The organism is Kitasatospora sp. NPDC004272, from assembly GCF_053603035.1.
On sequence record NZ_JBSGET010000063.1, the window covers coordinates 1 to 18,627 of the forward strand.

Below are 18,627 nucleotides of genomic sequence, written 5' to 3' on the forward strand. Positions count from 1 at the left end.
CCCCGACGCTCTTCCGATCTCCCGGCACCGCGCCACCCGCCCCGCCCCGTCCCCGCCCCTGGGAGCTCCCCTTGGCCGCATCGACCGCCGCCGCCCGCGGCGCCCGCGCCCCCGCCCGCACCGCCGGCCACCGCTGGCACCGGCTCGACCGCACCGTCTCGCCCTACCTGTACCTCTCGCCGTTCTTCGTGGTCTTCGGCGTCTTCGGCCTGTTCCCGATGCTGTACACCGGCTACGTCTCGTTCACCGCCTGGCGGGCCGACCGCCCCGGCAGCGAGGGCCAGTGGGTCGGCCTGGAGAACTACCGCAAGCTGCTGGACGACCCGTTCTTCTGGAACGCCGTCAAGAACACCCTGGGCATCGGCGTGCTGGCCACCGTCCCGCAGCTGCTGCTCGCGCTCGGCCTGGCCCACCTGCTCAACTACCGGATGCGCGGCCGCACCCTGATGCGCCTGGGCGTCCTGCTGCCCAACGTCACCTCGGTGGCCGCCGTCACGCTGATCTTCGTCCAGCTGTTCGGCCGCGACTTCGGCATGGTCAACTGGTTCCTGTCGCTGTTCGGCGTCGACCACATCGACTGGCAGGCCGGCACCCTCTCCTCCTGGTCGGCGATCGCCGCGATCGTCACCTGGCGCTGGACGGGCTACAACGCGCTGCTCTACCTGGCCGCGATGCAGTCGGTGCCGTTCGAGCTGTACGAGGCCGCCGCGCTGGACGGGGCGAGCCGCTGGCGGCAGTTCCGCTCCATCACCATCCCGATGCTGCGGCCGACCATCCTGTTCACCGTCATCGTCTCCACCATCGGCGCGCTCCAGCTGTTCGGCGAGCCGATGCTGTTCAGCCAGCAGCAGGACCCGACCACCGGCGGCTCCCAGCACCAGTTCCAGACCCTGGCCCTGTACTCGTACAACCAGTTCTGGGGCCGCTTCAAGTACGGCTACGGCGCGGCGATCTCCTGGGCGATGTTCCTGCTGATCGTGCTGGTCGCGGTCGTCAACTTCCTGGCCGCGCGCCGGATGCGAGGTGCCGAATGACCACCCCCGCCCTGCCCCGGCGCCGCCGGGCCAAGAGCACCCGGCAGCTGACCGCCGGACGCGGCGTCTACATCGTCCTCGGCGTCGCCGTGCTGCTCTCGCTCTTCCCGCTCTACTGGACGCTGGTCGCGGCCTCCCGCTCCAACACCGAGATCCACCGGATGCCCCCGGTGCTGCTGCCCGGCGGCCGGCTCTGGCACAACATCACCCAGGTGTTCGCCCAGACCGACCTGCGGCTGGCGATGGTCAACTCGCTGATCGTGGCCACCACCGTCACCGTCAGCGTGGTCCTGACCAGCACCCTGGGCGGCTTCGCCTTCGCCAAGCTGCGTTTCCGCGGCCGGGGCCCGCTGCTCGCCTCGGTGGTCGCCACCATGATGGTCCCCACCCAGCTGGGCATCATCCCGCTCTACATCATGATGGCCAACTGGTTCCACTGGGCCGACCACCTCCAGGCGCTGATCGTCCCCGCCGCCGCGAACGCCTTCGGCCTGTTCTTCATGCGCCAGTACCTGATCGGCGCCGTCCCCGACGAACTCCTCGACGCCGGCCGGATGGACGGCTGCACCACCCGCGGCCTGGTCTGGCACGTCGTGCTGCCCGCCGCCCGCCCCGCGATGAGCGTCCTGGGCATGCTCACCTTCATGGCCGCCTGGAACGACTTCTACTGGCCCAAGGTCGTCATGACCCAGCAGAACCCCACCGTCCAGCTCACCCTCTCCGAGCTGGCCAGCGGCTACATCAAGGACTACTCGCTCGTCCTCACCGGCGCCCTGGTCGCCAGCGCGCCCGTTCTCGTCGCATTCCTCCTGATGGGCCGCCAGATCATCGACGGCATCATGCAAGGAGCCACGAAGGGATGACCCAGCTCTCCATGTCACCTCAACTCACTTCCAGCGCACCGAAGTCGGCGCCCCCCGCGGACCACCGGGTGCTCGACCTGGAGCAGAAGGCCCGGCTGGTCTCCGGTGGGGACACCTTCCGCACCAGTGGGGAGCCGGCCGTCGGGATGTACCCGGTGGTCTGTTCGGACGGGCCGGTGGGGGTGCGCGGCGAGCGGTGGGACGAGACGGACACGGCGCTGCTGCTGCCGTGCGCGACCGCGCTGGCCGCGTCCTGGGACGAGGGGCTGGTGGCCAGGATGGGCGGGCTGCTGGCGGCGGAGGCGCGGCGCAAGAACGTGCACGTGGTGCTGGCGCCGACGCTGAACCTGCACCGCTCGCCGCTGGGCGGGCGCAACTTCGAGTGCTTCTCGGAGGACCCGCTGCTGACCGCCCGGATCGGGGCGGCGTACATCGCGGGCGTGCAGGCGCGCGGGGTCGCGGCGACGGCCAAGCACTACGTGGCCAACGACTCGGAGACCGACCGGCTGACGGTGGACGCCCGGGTGGACGCGCGGACGCTGCGCGAGGTGTACCTGGCGCCGTTCGAGGCGGCGGTGCGGGCCGGGGTGTGGGCGGTGATGTCGGCGTACAACCGGGTCAACGGGACGTGGATGGTCGAACACCCGCTGCTGGCCGAGCCGTTGAAGGGCGAGTGGGGCTTCGACGGCCTGGTGGTGTCCGACTGGGGTTCGGTGCACGACGCGGACGGGCCGGGCGCGGCGGCGTGCGACCTGTCGATGCCGGGGCCGAACCCGGCCTGGGGCGCGGCGCTGGCCGCGGCGGTGCGGGCCGGCCGGGTGCCGGCGGCGGCGCTGGACGACAAGGTGGAGCGGCTGCTGCGGCTCGCCGGGCGGGTCGGCGCGTTCGACCCGCCGGCCGCGGGCGGGCAGGCGCCGGTGCCGACCGACCCGGTGACCCGGGGCGCGCTGCGGGCGGCGGCCGTCGCGGGCACCGTGCTGCTGCACAACCCGCAGCGGCTGCTGCCGCTGGACACCGCGGCGCTGCGCCGGGTCGCGGTGCTCGGTCCGAACGCGGCGACGGCCCGGGTGCAGGGCGGCGGCAGCGCCTCGGTGTTCCCGGCCGCGCCGGTCTCGCCGCTGAACGGCCTGCGCGCCGCGCTGGACCCGGCCGTGGAGGTGGTGCACGCGCCGGGGGTGCGCACCAACCTGCGCCCGACGCCGCTGGCGGCCGCGGACTGCGTGCTGCCGGACGGTTCGGCGCCGGGCGTGCTGGTGCGCTACCTGGCGGCCGACGGCTCGGTGGTGCACGCCGAGGCCCGTTCGACCGGGCGGGTGCTGGAGCCGTCCGCGGAGGTCGACCTGGCGCCGGTGCGCACCATCGAGGTGGCGACCCGGTTCACCGCGCCGTCCGCGGGCCGCTGGCGCCTGGGCGTGGTGGGCCTGGGCGCGCTGCGGCTGGAGGCGGACGGGAAGGTGCTGCTGGAGGAGTACGTCGAGCCGCTCTCGGACGACCCGACGTACCTGCACGTGTCGCCCTCGTTCCGGCAGGTCGAGCTGGAGCTGGCGGAGGGCCAGGAGGTGGAGCTGCTGGCCCGGCGGACGGTGGAGGAGCCGCACGGGCGGGTGCTGGTGCTGGCCGCCGACCAGCCGGAGGCCGAGCTGGAGCGGGAGTTCGCGCACGCGGTGGAGCTGGCCGCGGCGGCGGACGTCGCGGTGGTGGTGGTCGGCACCACGGACGAGCACGAGAGCGAGGGCTTCGACCGGGCCGGCCTGCGGCTGCCGGGCCGCCAGGACGAGCTGGTGGCGGCGGTCGCGGCGGTGAACCCGCGCACGGTGGTGGTGGTGAACACCGGCAGCCCGGTGCTGCTGCCCTGGCGCGAGCGGGTCGGCGCGGTGCTGACCTGCTGGTTCCCCGGTCAGGAGGGCGGCGACGCGCTGGCCGAGGTGCTGCTGGGCCTGGCCGAGCCGGGCGGGCGGCTGCCCACCACCTGGCCGGACGCCGAGGAGGACTGCCCGGTGTACTCGACCGCCCCGGAGGACGGGCGGCTGGAGTACGCGGAGGGCCTGCACCTGGGCCACCGCGGCTGGCTGCGGGCCGGCCGCACCCCCGCGTACTGGTTCGGGCACGGGCTGGGCTGGGGCGAGTGGAGCTACCTGGAGCTGGGCGCGCCCTCGGCCCCGGCGGCGGACGGCTCGCGCACGGTGCGGGTGGTGCTGCGCAACGACGGGCCGCGCCGCTCCCGGGAGACGGTGCAGCTGTACCTGTCCCGGCCGGGTTCGGAGCTGGACCGTCCGGTGCGCTGGCTGGCCGGGTTCGGCGCCGCCGAGGCGGGGCCGGGCGAGCAGGTCGAGGTGGAGCTGGTGCTGCCGGGCCGCGCCCTGGAGCACTGGTCGGTGGCGGAGCACGCCTGGCTGACCGAGCCGGGCACCTTCGTCCTGCGGGCCGGCCCGAACTGCGGCGAACTGCCGCTGGCGGCGGCCCTGTCGGTGGACTGAGGCCGCCGCGCCCCGCGTGCCCGGCCCCGGCCCCGCTCCCCCGGGGTCGGGGCCGGGCGCGCTCCGCGGCGGTCCCTACTCCACGACCTCGGCGGAGACCAGCAGCACGTCCTCCTTGGGGACGTCCGCGTGGCCGCCCTTGGAGCCGGTGGGCACCGACTTGATCTCGTCCACCACCTCCCGGCCCTCGACGACCTCGCCGAACACGGCGTAGCCCCAGCCCGGGCCGCTCTTGGCGGTGTGGTCGAGGAAGGCGTTGTCCGCGACGTTGATGAAGAACTGGGCGGTGGCCGAGTGCGGGTCCGCGGTGCGGGCCATCGCGACGGTGTACCGGTTGTTCTTCAGCCCGTTGTCGGCCTCGTTCTGGATCGGGGCGCGGGTCTCCTTGCGGCGCAGGCCCGGCTCCATGCCGCCGCCCTGCACCATGAAGTCGTCGATGACCCGGTGGAAGACGGTGCCGCTGTAGAAGCCGTCCTGCACGTACTGCAGGAAGTTCGCGACCGTGGCCGGGGCCTTCTCGGCGTCCAGCCGGATCACGATGTCGCCGTGATTGGTGCTCAGCTTGACCTTGGACAAGGCAACCTCACTGTCTGTCTGCTGCGTCCGATGCGTCGACGCGAAGATCGTCGCCGCCCATTGTCGCAGCCCCCGGCGCGCTCCCCGCCCCGCCACCCCGCGCGACCGCGCCGGGCGGAGGGTACCGGCGGCATCTGCACGCGCTGGCGGAGCGGCCTCAGGCCGCCGGGGGTGGCAGTTCGATCACCACCTTGCCGAAGGCCGAGCCGGAGGCGTAGTGCCGGAAGGCGTCCACGGCCCGGTCGAAGGGGAAGGACCGGTCGATCACCGGGCGGATCCGGTGCTGCTCGACGATCTCGTTGAGGGCGCGGAACTGCGCGCGGCTGCCGACCGCGACCGGCCGCAGGACCGCGCCGGAGGCGAAGAGCCGCCGGGCGTCGATCGGCGGGGCGGTCTCCGAGCGGAAGCCGACCATCGCGATGTGCCCGCCGAGGGCGACGGCGCGCACCGACTCGTCGAGCCGGCCGACCACGTCGACCACCCGGTCCGCGCCGGCGCCGCCGGTGGCCTCGCGGACGGCGGCGGGCCAGTCCGGTTCGGCGCGGCGGTCGACCACCAGGTCCGCCCCGAGCGCGGCCAGCCGCGCGGCCTTGGCCGGCGCGCCGGTGGTGGCGACCACCCGGGCGCCGAGCGCCCGCGCGAGTTGCAGGGCGAACAGCGACACCCCGCCCGTGCCCTGGGTGACCACGGTCTGGCCGGGGCGCAGGCCGCCGTCGCCGGTCAGCGCGTTCCACGCGGTCACGGCGACGCAGGGCAGGGTCGCCGCCTCGGCGTACGAGAGGTGCGCGGGCACCGGGACGAGCGCGTGCTCGTCGAGCAGCGCGTACTCGGTGAGCAGCCCGTCCAGCGTGCCGCCGAGTTGCGGTAGGTGCTGCGGGCCGAACGGGCCGTCCTGCCAGCTGGGGAAGAGCGACGCCGTCACCCGGTCGCCGACCGCGACGGTGCCGGTGCCGGGCCCGAGCGCGACGACCTCGCCCGCGCCTTCCGCGACGGGTACGACGTCGGGCCGGACGGGGAGCACGTACCGGCCGTCGAGGATCAGCAGGTCGCGGTAGCTGGGCGAGACGGCCCGGACCGCGACCAGGACCTGGCCCGGTCCGGGCGCGGGAACGGGGTGCTCGCGCAGGGTGAGGCCGTCGAGGCCGGCGCCGCTGTCGACGTGGTAGCTGCGCATCCGCGCGGGGGCGTTCACGCGGCGTCCGTGGCGAGCGGGAGTTCGCCGGACTTGGTGAAGCCGAGGGCTTCGACGATCAGTCCGTCGGCGATCCGCATCAGGTTGACGCCGCTGACGTGGCCGTGCGGGCCGGTGCCGAAGTGGTAGCGCCAGCGGATGGTGGCCCGCTCCCCCGTCACCACCACCTCGCCGGGTTCGAAGCGGGTGGCGCGGTCGGCGGCGAGGGTGCGCCAGAAGGCGAGGCAGTCGGCGCGGCCGGTGACCCGGGTGCCGTCGGGCGCGGGCCGGACGGACTCCATCACGCAGTCCTCGGCGACCAGGTCGTCGAGCAGGTCGGGGTCGTGGCGGACGAAGGCGAGGTTGAAGCGGTCGATCACGTCCGTGGTGGTGCGGGATGACACGGGGGCTCCTCGTAGATAGAACAGTCGGTCTATCGCTGTCGGCCGTGAATATATAGACCGGTTGATCTACCGGTCAACCGCTGGCACCCTGGAACCCATGAGCACCCGCACCGAACCCGGCCCCCGCCAGCGCCTCCTCGACACCGCCCAGGAGTTGACGTACCGGCACGGCATGGGCGTCGGGGTGGACGCGCTGCTCAAGGGCGCGGGCGTCGCCCGCCGCTCGCTGTACGAGCACTTCGGCGGCAAGGACGGCCTGATCACCGAGGTGCTGCGGCGCAGCGCCGCCGAGGACGAAGCCCACTACCGGCGGACCATGGACGCCGCCGGCGACGACCCGCGGGCCCGGCTGCTGGCGGTCTTCGACCGGATCGGCGCGGTCATCGCCCAGGACGACTTCCGCGGCTGCCGCTACCTCGCCGCCGACCTCGCCCTCGCCGACCCCGAGCACCCCGGCCACGCCGTCACCCGCGAGTACCGCGAGCACGTCGCCGCCCTGTTCGCCGCCGAACTCGCCCGCCTCGGCCACCCCCGGCCCGCCGCCGCCGGCGACCAGTTGCTGCTGCTGGTCGACGGCGTACTCGCCGCCGGCGCGACCCGCCCCGGGACCAGCCCGGCGACAGCCGCCCGCGAACTCGCCGAGCAGGTCGTCGGACAGGCGCCCGGCGCCCGCTGAGGGCCGCCGCCGGGGGAAGCACATGCGTTCGATCACCGACCGGGTCTGCACCCCGCTCGGCCCGGTCACGCCGTTGACGGAGCGGTTGGGCGACCACGACCTGAGCTGAGGCCCATCGCCGCGCCGGGTGCCACCCGCCCGGCGCGGCGGTGGGGCGCGGGCGGGCGGGCGGTGGGCACGATGGGGGTTCCGTTGCCGTGTGGAGTGCCCGAGAGCCGGGAGGCGTGCCGTGACCGCTGCCGAAGAACCGCAGGTGGAACCGAGTGTGGGGGCGGAGCCGTCGGCGCCGCCGTCGTTCGAGCCGTACCGGCACCCGGCGGCCGGGTGGGGGGCGGCGAAGAGCGTGGCGAAGGTGCTGGCCGCGACCGGGGAGTGGGTGGAGGGGCCCCGGGCGGTGTTGCGGATGAACCACGAGAACGGCGGGTTCGACTGTCCGGGGTGCGCCTGGCCGGACGACTACAAGGGCCTGCACCTGGACATCTGCGAGAACGGGATCAAGCACGTCACCTGGGAGATGACGGGCAAGCGGGTGGGGCGGGAGTTCTTCGCCGCGCACACCGTCTCCGAGCTGTCGGGGTGGAGCGACTTCGCGCTGGAGGACCGGGGGCGCCTCACCGAGCCGATGGTCTACGACCCGGACACCGACCGGTACGTCCCGATCGACTGGCAGCGCGCCTTCGACCTGTTCGGCGAGGTGGTGCGCGGCCTGGACGACCCGAACGAGGCGGCGTTCTACACCTCGGGGCGCCTGGGCAACGAGGCTTCGTTCCTGTACCAGTTGATGGCCCGTGAGCTGGGCACCAACAACCTGCCGGACTGTTCGAACATGTGCCACGAGGCGTCCGGGCGGGCGCTGACGGCGTCGATCGGGACGAACAAGGGGACGGCCGACCTGCGCGACTGGGAGGCGGCGGACGCGCTGTTCGTCCTGGGCGTCAACGCGGCGTCCAACGCGCCGCGGATGCTGACCGCGCTGGCCGACGCGACCCGGCGCGGGGCGAAGGTGGTGCACGTCAACCCGCTGGTGGAGGCGGCGGCGACCCGCACCATCGTGCCGCACGAGTTCGGGAACATGGCGCTGGGGCGGGCGACGTCCACCGGCAGCCTGAACCTGCAGGTGCGGATCGGCGGGGACATGGCGCTGCTGCGGGGCATCGCCAAGGCGGTGCTGGAGCAGTCGGCGCACGACCCGAAGGCGCTGGACGAGCAGTTCGTCGAGCGGTACACCACCGGGTTCGCCGAGTACCGGGAGCTGGTGGAGCGGACGCCCTGGGAGGAGCTGGAGCGGCAGAGCGGCCTGAGCCGGCCGCAGTTGCTGGCGGCGGCCCGGGTGTACCGGGAGGCGGACCGGTCGATCTTCTCCTGGTGCCTGGGCGTCACCCAGCACGAGCACGGGGTGGACACCGTCCGGGAGATCGTCAACGTGCTGCTGCTGCGCGGCAACCTGGGCCGGGAGGGCGCCGGCCCGTCGCCGGTGCGCGGGCACTCCAACGTGCAGGGCAACCGGACCTGCGGGATCGACCACCGTCCGGCGCCGGAGTTCCTGGACCGGCTCTCGCGGGTCTGCGGGATCGACGCGCCGCGCGCGCACGGGCTGGACACCGTCGGGGTGATCCGGGCGATGGCCCGCGGCGAGGTGAAGGTGTTCGTCGGGATGGGCGGCAACTTCGCGCTGGCCGCGCCGGACACCGCCTACACGTACGGGGCGCTGTCGCGCTGCGAGCTGACGGTGCACGTGTCGACGAAGCTGAACCGCAGTCACCTGGTGCACGGGCGGCGGGCGCTGATCCTGCCCTGCCTGGGCCGCACCGAGCAGGACCGGCAGCGCGGCGGGGTGCAGGCCGCCTCGGTGGAGGACTCGATGAGCATGGTGCACCTGTCGGTGGGGATGCGGAAGAAGCCGGCCTCCCGGCAGCTGCTCTCCGAGCCGGCGATCATCGCGGGCCTGGCCCGGGCGGCGCTGCCGGGCAGCCGGACGCCCTGGGAGTGGTACGTCGAGGACTACGACCGGATCCGCGACACCATGGAGAAGGTGCTGGACGGCTTCGAGGACTTCAACCGGCGGGTGCGCCTGCCGCTGGGCTTCCGGATCCGGCAGCCCGCCCGCGAGCTGGTGTTCCTGACGCCGTCGGGCCGGGCCGAGTTCTCCGCCGCGCCGCTGCCGGACGTACTGCCCGAGCCGGGGACGCTGGCGCTGGGCACGATGCGCTCGCACGACCAGTGGAACACCACGATCTACTCGGACGACGACCGCTACCGGGGCGTGAAGAACCTGCGCACGCTGGTGTTCATGAACCGCCAGGACATGCGCGAGCGGCACCTCGCCGAGTTCGACCCGGTGGACGTCACCGCCACCGCCCGGGACGGCTCGACCCGCACCCTGCACGGCTACCTCGCCGTCCCGTACGACCTGCCCCGGGGCTGCGCGGCGGGCTACATGCCGGAGATGAACGTGCTGTGCGCGATCGGCGACTACAGCACGCAGAGCGACCAGCCGATCATGAAGCACCTCAAGGTGACGGTCACCGCCGCCGGAGCTGCCGCCGCCGGCCCCTGAGCGGGCCGAGCAGGGGCCGGAAGCCGTCGGGCGCCTCGACGGGGGCGATCCGGTCGGCCTGCGCGCGCAGTTCCACGTGCGCCTGGTACGAGGTGGCGCGCACCGCCTCCTCGTACTCGGCCGGCGGGGGGTTCGGGGCGGGGGTTTTCCGGCATCGCACTCCGCTGGCCTGGTCGGTTCCGGTGGACGGCCCGTCCGTCGCTTCCCCGGCGACGGACTAGGCTGGCGCGCGGCGTGCTGCGGGCCTGGCACCGCCTCCATCCTTCGGGTTCGCACGGGGCACCGGCAAGGTGTTGCCCGTTGACAGGCGACGGGTGGCAACACCCGCGGCACCGCACGGGGGCAGTGACGGCGGATCAGGAGAGTGGGGGCCGGGGCCGTGAAGTTCGGCGAGCGGCTGCGGGCGCTGCGGGAGGAGCGCGGGCTCTCCCTCGCGGAGCTCGCCCGGGCGACCAGTTACAGCAAGAGCTACCTGAGCCGGGTGGAGACCGGTCGGCGGCCCGGCCACGAGCTGCTGGCGGCGGCCTGCGCCCGGGCGCTGGGGGTGGCTCCGGAGCTGCTGGGCCCGCCGGACGCCGCCCCGGCCGCCCCCTCGGCGACCGCCCCCGGCAGCCCCGGCAGCCCCGTCGCCCCGGCCGCGCCGATCGCGGTCCCGGTGCAACTGCCCCCGGCGCCCGGGGTGTTCGCGGGCCGGGAGGAGGCGCTGGCCGAGCTGGACGGGGCGCTGGCGGCGGCCCGGCCGCGCTGGGGCGAGGGCGGCCCGCGGGTGTGGGTGGTGGACGGGATGGGCGGCATCGGCAAGACCGCGCTGGTGGTCCGGTGGGCGCACCGGGTGCGCGACCGGTTCCCGGACGGGGTGCTGTTCAGCGACCTGGCGGGGCACGGCAGTTCGGGCGCGCCCCGGGAGCCGGGCGAGGTGCTGGACGGTTTCCTGCGGGCGCTGGGCGCCGACCCGGGGGCGATCCCGCCCCGGGTGCCGGAGCGCAGCGCGCTGCTGCGCACCCTGCTGGCCGAGCGGCGGGTGCTGCTGGTGCTGGACAACGCGGCGGCGCCCGCCCAGGTCCGTCCGCTGCTGCCGGGTGCGCCGGGCTGCCTGGTGCTGGTGACCAGCCGGACCAGGATGGCGGGCCTGGTGGTGCGGGACGGGGCGCGCCGGGTGACGCTGGCCCCGCTGCCGCCGGAGCGGGCGGTGGAGCTGCTGCGCCGCACGCTGGGCCCGGAGCGGGTGGACGCGGACCCGGCGGCGGCCCGCGAACTGGTGCTGCGCTGCGGGCGGTTGCCGCTGGCGCTGCTGGTGGCGGCCGAACGGGCGCTGTCCCGGCCGGGCCTGACGCTGGCCCGGGTCAACGAGGAGCTGCGTTCGGACCGCACCCGGCTGCACGTGCTGGCGGCGGCGGACGACGGCGACTCGGCGCTGCGGACGGTGTTCTCCTGGTCGTACCGGGCGCTGGCGCCGGAGCCGGCCCGGGCGTTCCGGCTGCTGGCGCTGCACCCGGGGGCGGGGCTGACCGCGGAGAGCGCGGCGGCGCTGCTGGGCACCACCGCGGGCAACGCGCACGAGCTGCTGGACGTGCTGGCGGACGTGCACCTGCTGGAGCTGGAGGCGCCGGAGCGGTACCGCTTCCACTCGCTGCTGCAGGTGTACGGGCGGGAGCTGGCGGAGGGCCGGGACTCGCCGCGGGACCGGGCGGCGGCGCTGGACCGGCTGTACGACTGGTACCGGCAGGGTGCGGACGCGGCCGGGCGGCTGCTGGAGCCGGGGGCCCGTCCGGCGGGGGCGGCGCCGCTGCCGGGGGTGCGGCCGCCGGTGTTCGGGGCGGCCGAGGAGGCGGTGGCCTGGTGCGAGGCGCACCTGGCGGACCTGCTGTCGGTGATCCGGCACGCGGCGCAGGCGGGGCGGCCGCCCGCGGCCTGGCAGCTGCCGTTCGCGCTGTGGTCGTTCTTCCACCGGCGGCACCACCGGGCGCAGTGGCTGAACGCGGCCCGGATAGCCGTGGCGGCGGCGGCCGGCAGCCCCGATCCGCGGGCCCTGACGGCGTCGCTGGCGCTGCTGGGCACGGCGCAGCTGCACGCGGGGCGGCCGGTGGAGGCGGAGATCCACCTGCGGCGGGCGCTGGAGCGCTGCGCGGACGGGGGCGCGGACCCGGAGAGCGAGTGCGCGGCGCGCAACAACCTGGCGGAGCTGGTCCTGGGCCGGGGGCGGGCGGCGGAGGCCCTGGAGCTGCTGGAGCCGGCCCTGCCGCTGGCCCGGACGGTCGGCCACCGCTGGGTGGAGCGGGTGACCCTGACCAACCTGGGGGACGCCTCGCTGCGGCTGGGGCGGCTGGCGGACGCGGAGCGCTTCCTACTGGAGGGGCTCTCGCTGCGCCCCGCCGGCCCCGACCCGCGCACCGAGGGCCTGGCGCTGCTCCACCTGGGCACCGTGTACCGGGCGTTGGGGCGGCTGCCGCAGGCGGTGGGCTGCCTGCGGCGGGCGCTGGAGCTGCACGACGCCTCCGGTGACCGCCGGGCCCGGGAGCGCGTCCTGGAGCAGTTGGGCCACGCCCTGGTGGCGCTGGGGCGTCCGGAGGAGGCGGTGCCGGGCCGGCAGGAGGCGCCGGCCGGGCCGGCGGACGCCGGGGGGCGGCCGCCCGTCCTGCCGCTGCCCGGGGCGGAGCCGGCGGCCCCGGTGGCGGCGGCGCCGGCCGTCCTGGCACCGGCCCCGGCCGTCCTGGCGCCGGCTGCCGCGAAACCCGTGGCCCCGGGGGAGGCGCGGGTGCCGGAGCAGTCCCGCCGGCACTGGTACCGGCTGTGACGGGGTGCGGCGTCCCCGGGCCGTGGTCGTGGCTGCGGTCGTGGTCGCGGTCGCAGTCGTAGCCGCGGTCGCGGCCGTAGCCGGAACCGACCCGCCACCCGGCCGGGCTCGATCTGCGGCCAACCACAGTTACCGGTCGGGAACTTGACAATGCGTATGGTCTGAACCAATCTGGCGATCGGAGCGACTTCGGCGCACTCTCCGCGCCGTCCTTCCCCGTCGCCCCGGCCCCTCGGCCCCGCTGCGGGGGCCGACCGCGACCGGCCGCCGTCCCCCGGCCCGGAACGCGTCCGCGCCGTTCTCCGTGCCGCTCCCCCGTCCCCGCGCCCCGCCGGGTCCGTCCGCGTGCCCGCGTGTCCTCGCCGGGGCGCGCGGCCGCCCGTCCGCCGCCCGCACACCCACCTGGAGGGCTGTCCCATGATGTTCGCCCCGTCCCGCCGCGCCCACCTCCACCGGGCCGCGAGCGAGCGCCCGTACTTCAGCGACGACGGCGAGTCGTACCTCGCCCAGCACACCCTGCGCGAGCTGTCCAAGACCCGTCCGCTGCGGGTGCTCTCGGCGGAGGACTTCGCGCACTGGCAGACCTACGGGTACGTGGTCGTCCGCGAGGCGGTGCCCGCCGAGCACGCCCGCCGGATGCTGGACTTCGCCTGGGAGTTCCAGGGCCTCGACCCGCGGGACCCGGACGGCTGGTTCGCCGACCGGCCCTTCCGCTCCGAGCTGGACCGGCGGCTGCACGTCTACGGCTTCGTCGAGGCGTACCACCACCAGCTGCTCTGGGACAGCCGGCAGGACCAGCGGGTCTACGACGCCTTCGTGGACGTCTGGGACTGCGAGGAGCTGTGGGTGACCCTGGACCGGCTCAACCTCAACCCGCCCAACCGCGGCAGCCGCGACCGGGCGCTGGTCGACCCGGCCGACCGCGGCGCCGACGACCGGCTGCACTGGGACGTCGACACCGCTCTGGGCGTGCCGCCGCAGCGGGTGCAGGGCATCATCGCGCTCACCGAGACCGCGCCGGACACCGGCGGCTTCCAGTGCAGCCCGGAGCTGTTCCGCCGGTTCGACTCCTGGCGGGCCGCCCAGCCCGCCGACCGCGACCCGGCCCGCCCGGACTTCGACCGCGCCGAACTGCCGGTGGTCCGGCCCGAACTGAACCCCGGCGACCTGCTGATCTGGAACGGTCTGCTGGCGCACGGCGTCGCCCGCAACCGCTCCGAGCGGGGCGTGCGCGCCGTGCAGTACCTGTCGATGATGCCCGCCCTGGAGGAGCACGAGCGGCTGCGCAAGTCCCGCGTCGACTCCTGGCGCCACCTGCGCACCCCGCGCTGGAACCGCACCCTGGTCGGCGACCCCGTGCTGCACGAGTCCAAGCGCTACCCGACCGCGCGGCTCACCGAGCTCGGCAGCAGGCTGCTCGGCCTGAGCTCCTGGTACGAGCCGGTCGACGCGGCCGGGCAGGCCGTCTCCTGGGCGGACCGGTGCGCCGTGTCCGCCTGACCGGTCCGGGGGCGGCGGCGCGCCGGGCCCCGTCGCTCAGTCCTTGCCGGGCAGGGCCCGCGCCAGCGACTCCAGCTCACCCAGCCGGTCGCTCCCCACCGGGGTGAGCACGACGCACGTCGCACCGGCCGCGTGCCGGGCGGCGATCGCCGCCCGGGCCTGCTCCGGCGTACCGCTGACGGTGAGCGCGCGGACCCACTCGGCGGGCATGGTCCGGGCGAACTCCTCGCCGTCGGCGCTCGCGGCCCGGCGGGCCCGGAACTCGGCGGCGAACGGCAGCGGTTCGAGGTGCGGCGCCCAGTCGGGTTCGCCGATCGCGGACAGCCCGGGTCGGACCCGTTCGACGGCGGCCGTCCCGTCCCCGTCCGGGTCGACGGCGGCGACGTCGTACGTGATCACCTCGGCGCCGGGGCGGCCCAGCCGCTCCAGCGAGGCGGCGACGTAGCCGGGCGCGGCGGGTTCGGCCAGCAGCAGGCCGTCGGCGACCTGCCCGGCGAGGGCCTGCGACCTGGGGCCGCGCACGCCCAGCACCACGGGCGGCACCACCTCGGGGGTCTCGGTGAGCCGGGCGCCGGCGCAGCGCACGTACCGCCCGTCGGCGGGGCCCGGTTCGCCGCGCAGCAGGGCGCGCAGCGCGGTGGTGTACTCGCTCAGCAGGGTGAGCGGGCTGGCGGGCCAGGCGCCGCCGGCCTGGTCCATCCACTCGCGCATGCCGTGGCCGATGCCCGCGGTGAGGCGGCCGGGGTGGAGCTGGGCCAGGGTGGCGAGTTCCATCGCGGCGAAGCAGACGTTGCGGGCCCCGGCGGGCAGGATGCCGAGGCCGACGGTGATCCCCCCGGTGGCGGCGAGCACACTGGCGGCCTGGGCGATGCCGCCGCGCCAGCCGAGGTCCTCGACCACCCACAGTTCGTCGAAGCCCAGCTCCTCGGCGCGGCGGGCGTACCGGAGGAGCTGCTGCACGGGCAGGTCGCGGGGCAGCAGCACGCCGACCCGGCCGGGGCGGGTGTCGGGGCTGGTCATGAGGGTCTCCTTCGGGGCGCGGGCCTTCCGGACGGGCCCCTCGCACGGGGACCCGAACCCGCTCATAAGATCATCTGCAACCGGCCCGCGTCGAGAGCCGACTTCCCGTCAGCCCGCCGCGGTCACCGTCTCCGGCCGGTCGGACGGCACCGGCCGGTCGGCGACGGCCACCGGCCCGCGCCGGTCCACCGACCAGGACACCGCGGCGACCGCGAAGCCGAGCAGCGACAGGCCCGCGCCGACCAGCGAGGGCGAGGTCAGGCCGAAACCCGCGTCGATGGCCAGGCCGCCGAGCCAGGCACCCATCGCGTTGGCCAGGTTGAACGCGCCCTGCACGGTCGCGGAGGCCAGGGTGGGGGCGGTGCGCGCCTTCTGGATCACCAGGGTCTGCACGGTCGGGACGGTGGCGAAGCCCGCCAGGCCGATCAGCACCACGGTGGCGGCGGCGGACCAGCGGTTGTGCGCGGTCAGCGCGAACAGGCCGAGCGCGCCCGCCATCGCCAGGAAGGTCGCGCAGATCGAGGGGCGCAGCGCCCGGTCGGCCGCGTAGCCGCCGATCACGTTGCCGAGGGTCATGCCGACGCCGAACAGGGCGAGGACCAGGGTGACCGAGCCCTTGGCGAACCCGGCGACGTCGGTGAGGGCGGGGGTGATGTAGGTGTAGCAGGCGAACAGTCCGGCGCAGCCGAACACCACGGTGGCCAGGGCCAGCCAGAGCTGTCCGCTGCGGAAGGTGGCGAGTTCGCTGCGCAGGCCCGCGCCGGGGTGGCTGGGCAGGTGCGGGACGTAGCGGGCGATGGCGGCGGCGCCGAGCAGGCCGATGGCCACCACGACGAGCATCGCGGCCCGCCAGCCGAGGTGCTGGCCGAGCAGGGTGGCGGCGGGCACGCCGAGGATGTTCGAGACCGTCAGCCCGGAGAACATCACCGAGAGGGCGCGGGCCCGCAGGTGCGGGGCGACCAGTTCGGCGGCGGCGACCGCCCCGGCGCCGAAGAACGCGCCGTGCGGCAGGCCGGTGACGAACCGGGCGACGGCGAGGAAGGCGAAGTTCGGGGCGACGGCGCACAGCAGGTTGCCGAAGGTGAACAGTCCGGCCAGGCCGATCAGCACGGTCTTGCGGGGCAGTTTCGCGGCGACGGCGGTCAGCAGCGGCGCCCCGATCACCACGCCCAGCGCGTACAGCGAGATCAGCCAGCCGGTCTGCGGGATGGTCCGGTCCAGGCCGTGGGCGATCTGCGGGAGCAGTCCCATCGCGGAGAACTCGGTGGTGCCGATCGCGAAGGCGGTCACGGCGAGGGCGACGAGCGCCAGTGGCATGCGGGTACTCCAGGCGACAGCGGGTGGTTCCGGTGGTGCACCGATCCGTGGCCGCCCCCGGCGCCGACCCCGGCGTCGACCACGGTGTCAACGTTGTCAGTGCCAGCCGATCCTACCGGCCCCGCCCTCCTCCCCCGCGGTCCGTTCACGTGTCGGCCGCCCGTCGGTCCGGTGACCGCCGGGTGACCGCGCCCCCGGGCGGCAGCGGGTCAGACCGGCGGCAGCAGGTCGCTCGGGCTGACGGTGTACGCCAGCGGCGGGTAGCCGAAGTCGGTCTCCCGGTTCTCCCGGCGGCGCAGCAGGCGGAACTCGTGCTGCTCCTCCTCGGTGGCGGCCCGCAGTTCCCCGGCCGGGAGGTGGGCGTGCCCGTCGCGGTGCCGGACGGGGGTCGCGGAGGTCCGGAAGGTCACGCCGAGCCACTCGTTGTCCACCGCCCGGGCCGCGGGCTCCAGCAGGATCCGGTGCCGGAAGCGGCGGTTGGCGGCGAGCGGGAGCACCACCAGGCCGTGCTGGACCAGCGGGACGGCGAAGTCCCGGCCCGGCACGCCGTCCTTGGGTTCGAACCGCAGCGTCCTGGGCGGTCCGGCGGGGTCCCGGTAGCAGGAGTAGAGCGCGATCGAGGAGCCCGCGGCCAGGTCGAGCGCCAGGTCGCTGTGGGCGCCCATGCTGGTGTAGGCGTTGGTGTAGAGCTCGACGAGCGCGTTGTCGAGCCCGTCCGGGAGCCCCGCGCGCTCCCGGACCAGCCGGGCCAGCCGCTCGTGCACCGGCCGGAAGCGCTGGGCCGGTTCGGCGTACCGGGCGGTGGTGCGCACCAGCGGGACCCCGCCGTCCGCGCCGACCCGGACGATCACGGCGGTCCGGCGGCCCCGGCCGGTCTCCTCCCAGCGGACCGAGTCGAGCAGTTCGGCGAACGGGTCCTCCCCGGCGGGCAGGTCGTGGCACCGGATCCCGTCGGGGAGCTCAGGGCCGGGGTGCACGGTAGTCCCCCTCGTTCATGCTGAACGGCGGCTGGCCGCCGTAGTCCACGACGGACGTGCTGCGGTTCTCCTCGGCGTAGCTGCGGCGCAGTTCGTCCATGCCGCCTTGGGTGGGCGCCTCCAGCGCGACCGGCCCGTGCCCGGTCTTGAGGAAGGTCCGGCCCTCCCGGTGGACGGCCTCGGCGTTCGAGCAGCGCACCACGTAGCCCAGGCGGGTCGGGAGCAGTTCGGCGGGCAGCGCGGAGGGGCGGATCTCGTGGGTGTACAGGCGGTTGGTGGACAGCGGCACCAGCAGGACGGAGCCGGGGTGGAGGGTGAGGGTGAAGTCCGGCGGGAGTCCGGCCGCGTCGGTGTGCGCGGTGCGCTCCTTGAGGCGAAAGCGCAGCCCGGTCAGCGCGCTGACGCCGCGCACGCCGAGGTCGTGGGCGTCCCCGGGCAGCGGTTCCAGTCCGTCGAGCCGGTCGTAGAAGGTGCAGAAGGCCATGAGGCCGTTGGCGGGCATGTCCTTGGTCTTGTCGGCGTGGGCGGAGATCCTGGCCTTGGCCTGCCGGCGCCCTTCCGCCGCGGGGGTGTTGTGGTAGATCTGCGCGAGGACGTGGTTCAGCGGCGCCTGCCCGCGCAGGACGGCGGCGGCCTCGCGGTCGAGCTCCGCGACGATCCGGGTGTCGGTGGCCCGGAAGCCCTCGGTAGGCCCGGAGAGGTTGGTGGAGCAGCGCAGCAGCCGGAAGTGGAGTTCGGCGCCGTCCTGCCGGACGGGGGTCAGGTAGATCCCGCTGCGGTGGGCGGTGCCGGGCTTGGTGGACTCGGTGAGCGACTGGAAGGCGTGCTCGGCGGCGATCCGGGCGAAGTGGCCGTCCGCCGGGTCGAAGAACCGGCGGTAGTACACCCCGACGCCGTGCACCCGGGCGGGCAGCCGCCCGGGGTCGACCGCGGGCCACGGCGCGCCGTCCGCCCCTCCGTCCTGCTCCCGGACGACGAACACCCGTTCCGCGCCGCGCAGTCGGTGCTCCTCGACGCCCGCCCCGGCGCCGTACAGGTAGACGCTCCGGCCGGTGGGGTCGACCTCGCCGGCGGCCAACTGCTCCGGGGTGGCCCTGGTGCCGAGGAACTCCCGGACGGGTTCCTCCGCCCACCGCTCCGGCGGTGCGACCAGGACGCTGCCCGCCTCCTCGATCCGGGCCTCCGTGCGCTCTTCCATGCCTCTCCCGCTCTCCTCGTCCTCCGGAATTCCCCGCCCGGCCCGACCGTCCCCGGCCGCCGT

The 18,627-nt window shown here is 75.2% G+C and carries 15 protein-coding genes; 7 read left to right on the plus strand and 8 right to left on the minus strand.

What is annotated here, in order from left to right; genetic code table 11:
• The first annotated feature begins 71 nt into the window (after window positions 1-71).
• The 3 genes from ACWEO5_RS20330 to ACWEO5_RS20340 are packed head-to-tail and all read left to right on the plus strand — an operon-like array spanning window position 72 to window position 4,374.
• On the plus strand, window positions 72-1,034 hold the full coding sequence (locus ACWEO5_RS20330) for a carbohydrate ABC transporter permease (protein WP_344558415.1): 963 nt from the start codon (window positions 72-74) through the stop codon (window positions 1,032-1,034).
• Window positions 1,031-1,897 carry a carbohydrate ABC transporter permease gene (locus ACWEO5_RS20335; RefSeq protein WP_452163694.1) on the plus strand — a complete coding sequence of 289 codons (867 nt, stop codon included), beginning with the start codon at window positions 1,031-1,033 and terminating at the stop codon, window positions 1,895-1,897. The genes ACWEO5_RS20330 and ACWEO5_RS20335 overlap by 4 nt, the downstream gene beginning before the upstream one ends.
• The gene (locus ACWEO5_RS20340) at window positions 1,894-4,374 is read left to right on the plus strand and encodes a glycoside hydrolase family 3 C-terminal domain-containing protein (protein WP_452163695.1); all 2,481 of its coding nucleotides are present in this window, start codon (window positions 1,894-1,896) and stop codon (window positions 4,372-4,374) included. Before ACWEO5_RS20335 ends, ACWEO5_RS20340 begins: the two co-directional genes overlap by 4 nt.
• A 75-nt stretch (window positions 4,375-4,449) precedes the next feature.
• Here the strand turns inward: ACWEO5_RS20340 and ACWEO5_RS20345 are convergent, their stop codons facing one another.
• From ACWEO5_RS20345 to ACWEO5_RS20355, 3 genes are all read right to left on the minus strand, one after another.
• Window positions 4,450-4,950, minus strand: a complete 501-nt coding sequence (locus ACWEO5_RS20345; protein ID WP_452163696.1) for a peptidylprolyl isomerase — start codon at window positions 4,948-4,950, stop codon at window positions 4,450-4,452.
• 157 nt (window positions 4,951-5,107) lie between these two features.
• Entirely contained in the window at window positions 5,108-6,142 is a 1,035-nt protein-coding gene (locus ACWEO5_RS20350) for a zinc-dependent alcohol dehydrogenase family protein (protein WP_452163697.1), read from the minus strand.
• Window positions 6,139-6,525 (minus strand): nuclear transport factor 2 family protein, encoded by a 387-nt coding sequence (locus ACWEO5_RS20355; RefSeq protein ID WP_452163698.1) that lies wholly within the window; start codon window positions 6,523-6,525, stop codon window positions 6,139-6,141. The genes ACWEO5_RS20350 and ACWEO5_RS20355 overlap by 4 nt, the downstream gene beginning before the upstream one ends.
• Before the next feature lie 97 nt (window positions 6,526-6,622).
• On the opposite strand from ACWEO5_RS20355, the gene ACWEO5_RS20360 reads away from it, so the two are divergent.
• On the plus strand, window positions 6,623-7,201 hold the full coding sequence (locus ACWEO5_RS20360; RefSeq protein WP_452163700.1) for a TetR/AcrR family transcriptional regulator: 579 nt from the start codon (window positions 6,623-6,625) through the stop codon (window positions 7,199-7,201).
• Between the two features lie 253 nt (window positions 7,202-7,454).
• On the plus strand, window positions 7,455-9,758 hold the full coding sequence (locus ACWEO5_RS20365) for an FdhF/YdeP family oxidoreductase (protein ID WP_452163701.1): 2,304 nt from the start codon (window positions 7,455-7,457) through the stop codon (window positions 9,756-9,758).
• Here ACWEO5_RS20365 and ACWEO5_RS20370 read toward each other — a convergent pair.
• Window positions 9,724-9,861, minus strand: a complete 138-nt coding sequence (locus ACWEO5_RS20370) for a hypothetical protein (RefSeq protein WP_452163702.1) — start codon at window positions 9,859-9,861, stop codon at window positions 9,724-9,726. The two genes, ACWEO5_RS20365 and ACWEO5_RS20370, sit on opposite strands and share 35 nt — an antisense overlap.
• Window positions 9,862-10,137: 276 nt before the next feature.
• On the opposite strand from ACWEO5_RS20370, the gene ACWEO5_RS20375 reads away from it, so the two are divergent.
• Together ACWEO5_RS20375 and ACWEO5_RS20380 are read left to right on the plus strand one after the other, a co-directional pair.
• On the plus strand, window positions 10,138-12,552 hold the full coding sequence (locus tag ACWEO5_RS20375) for an ATP-binding protein (protein ID WP_452163703.1): 2,415 nt from the start codon (window positions 10,138-10,140) through the stop codon (window positions 12,550-12,552).
• A 417-nt stretch (window positions 12,553-12,969) separates the two neighbouring features.
• Window positions 12,970-14,052 carry a phytanoyl-CoA dioxygenase family protein gene (locus ACWEO5_RS20380; protein WP_452163704.1) on the plus strand — a complete coding sequence of 361 codons (1,083 nt, stop codon included), beginning with the start codon at window positions 12,970-12,972 and terminating at the stop codon, window positions 14,050-14,052.
• Window positions 14,053-14,088: 36 nt separating this feature from the next.
• Here ACWEO5_RS20380 and ACWEO5_RS20385 read toward each other — a convergent pair whose 3' ends face one another.
• From ACWEO5_RS20385 to ACWEO5_RS20400, 4 genes are all read right to left on the minus strand, one after another.
• Window positions 14,089-15,072 (minus strand): LLM class flavin-dependent oxidoreductase, encoded by a 984-nt coding sequence (locus ACWEO5_RS20385; RefSeq protein WP_452163705.1) that lies wholly within the window; start codon window positions 15,070-15,072, stop codon window positions 14,089-14,091.
• Between the two features lie 108 nt (window positions 15,073-15,180).
• On the minus strand, window positions 15,181-16,389 hold the full coding sequence (locus ACWEO5_RS20390) for an MFS transporter (protein WP_452163706.1): 1,209 nt from the start codon (window positions 16,387-16,389) through the stop codon (window positions 15,181-15,183).
• Between the two features lie 209 nt (window positions 16,390-16,598).
• Window positions 16,599-17,366: a hypothetical protein gene (locus ACWEO5_RS20395; protein ID WP_452163707.1), complete on the minus strand. Its 768-nt coding sequence runs from the start codon at window positions 17,364-17,366 to the stop codon at window positions 16,599-16,601.
• Window positions 17,350-18,564 (minus strand): hypothetical protein, encoded by a 1,215-nt coding sequence (locus ACWEO5_RS20400; protein WP_452163708.1) that lies wholly within the window; start codon window positions 18,562-18,564, stop codon window positions 17,350-17,352. Before ACWEO5_RS20400 ends, ACWEO5_RS20395 begins: the two co-directional genes overlap by 17 nt.
• Window positions 18,565-18,627 lie beyond the last annotated feature (63 nt).

What these genes read in the sequence shown, in the direction of transcription:
- ACWEO5_RS20335 (WP_452163694.1), top strand. Translation starts at nt 1,031, where the DNA reads ATGACCACCCCCGCCCTGCCCCGGCGCCGCCGGGCCAAGAGCACCCGG.
- ACWEO5_RS20340 (WP_452163695.1), top strand. Translation starts at nt 1,894, where the DNA reads ATGACCCAGCTCTCCATGTCACCTCAACTCACTTCCAGCGCACCGAAG.
- ACWEO5_RS20360 (WP_452163700.1), top strand. Translation starts at nt 6,623, where the DNA reads ATGAGCACCCGCACCGAACCCGGCCCCCGCCAGCGCCTCCTCGACACC.
- ACWEO5_RS20380 (WP_452163704.1), top strand. Translation starts at nt 12,970, where the DNA reads ATGATGTTCGCCCCGTCCCGCCGCGCCCACCTCCACCGGGCCGCGAGC.
- ACWEO5_RS20385 (WP_452163705.1), bottom strand. Translation starts at nt 15,072, where the DNA reads ATGACCAGCCCCGACACCCGCCCCGGCCGGGTCGGCGTGCTGCTGCCC.
- ACWEO5_RS20390 (WP_452163706.1), bottom strand. Translation starts at nt 16,389, where the DNA reads ATGCCACTGGCGCTCGTCGCCCTCGCCGTGACCGCCTTCGCGATCGGC.
- ACWEO5_RS20400 (WP_452163708.1), bottom strand. Translation starts at nt 18,564, where the DNA reads ATGGAAGAGCGCACGGAGGCCCGGATCGAGGAGGCGGGCAGCGTCCTG.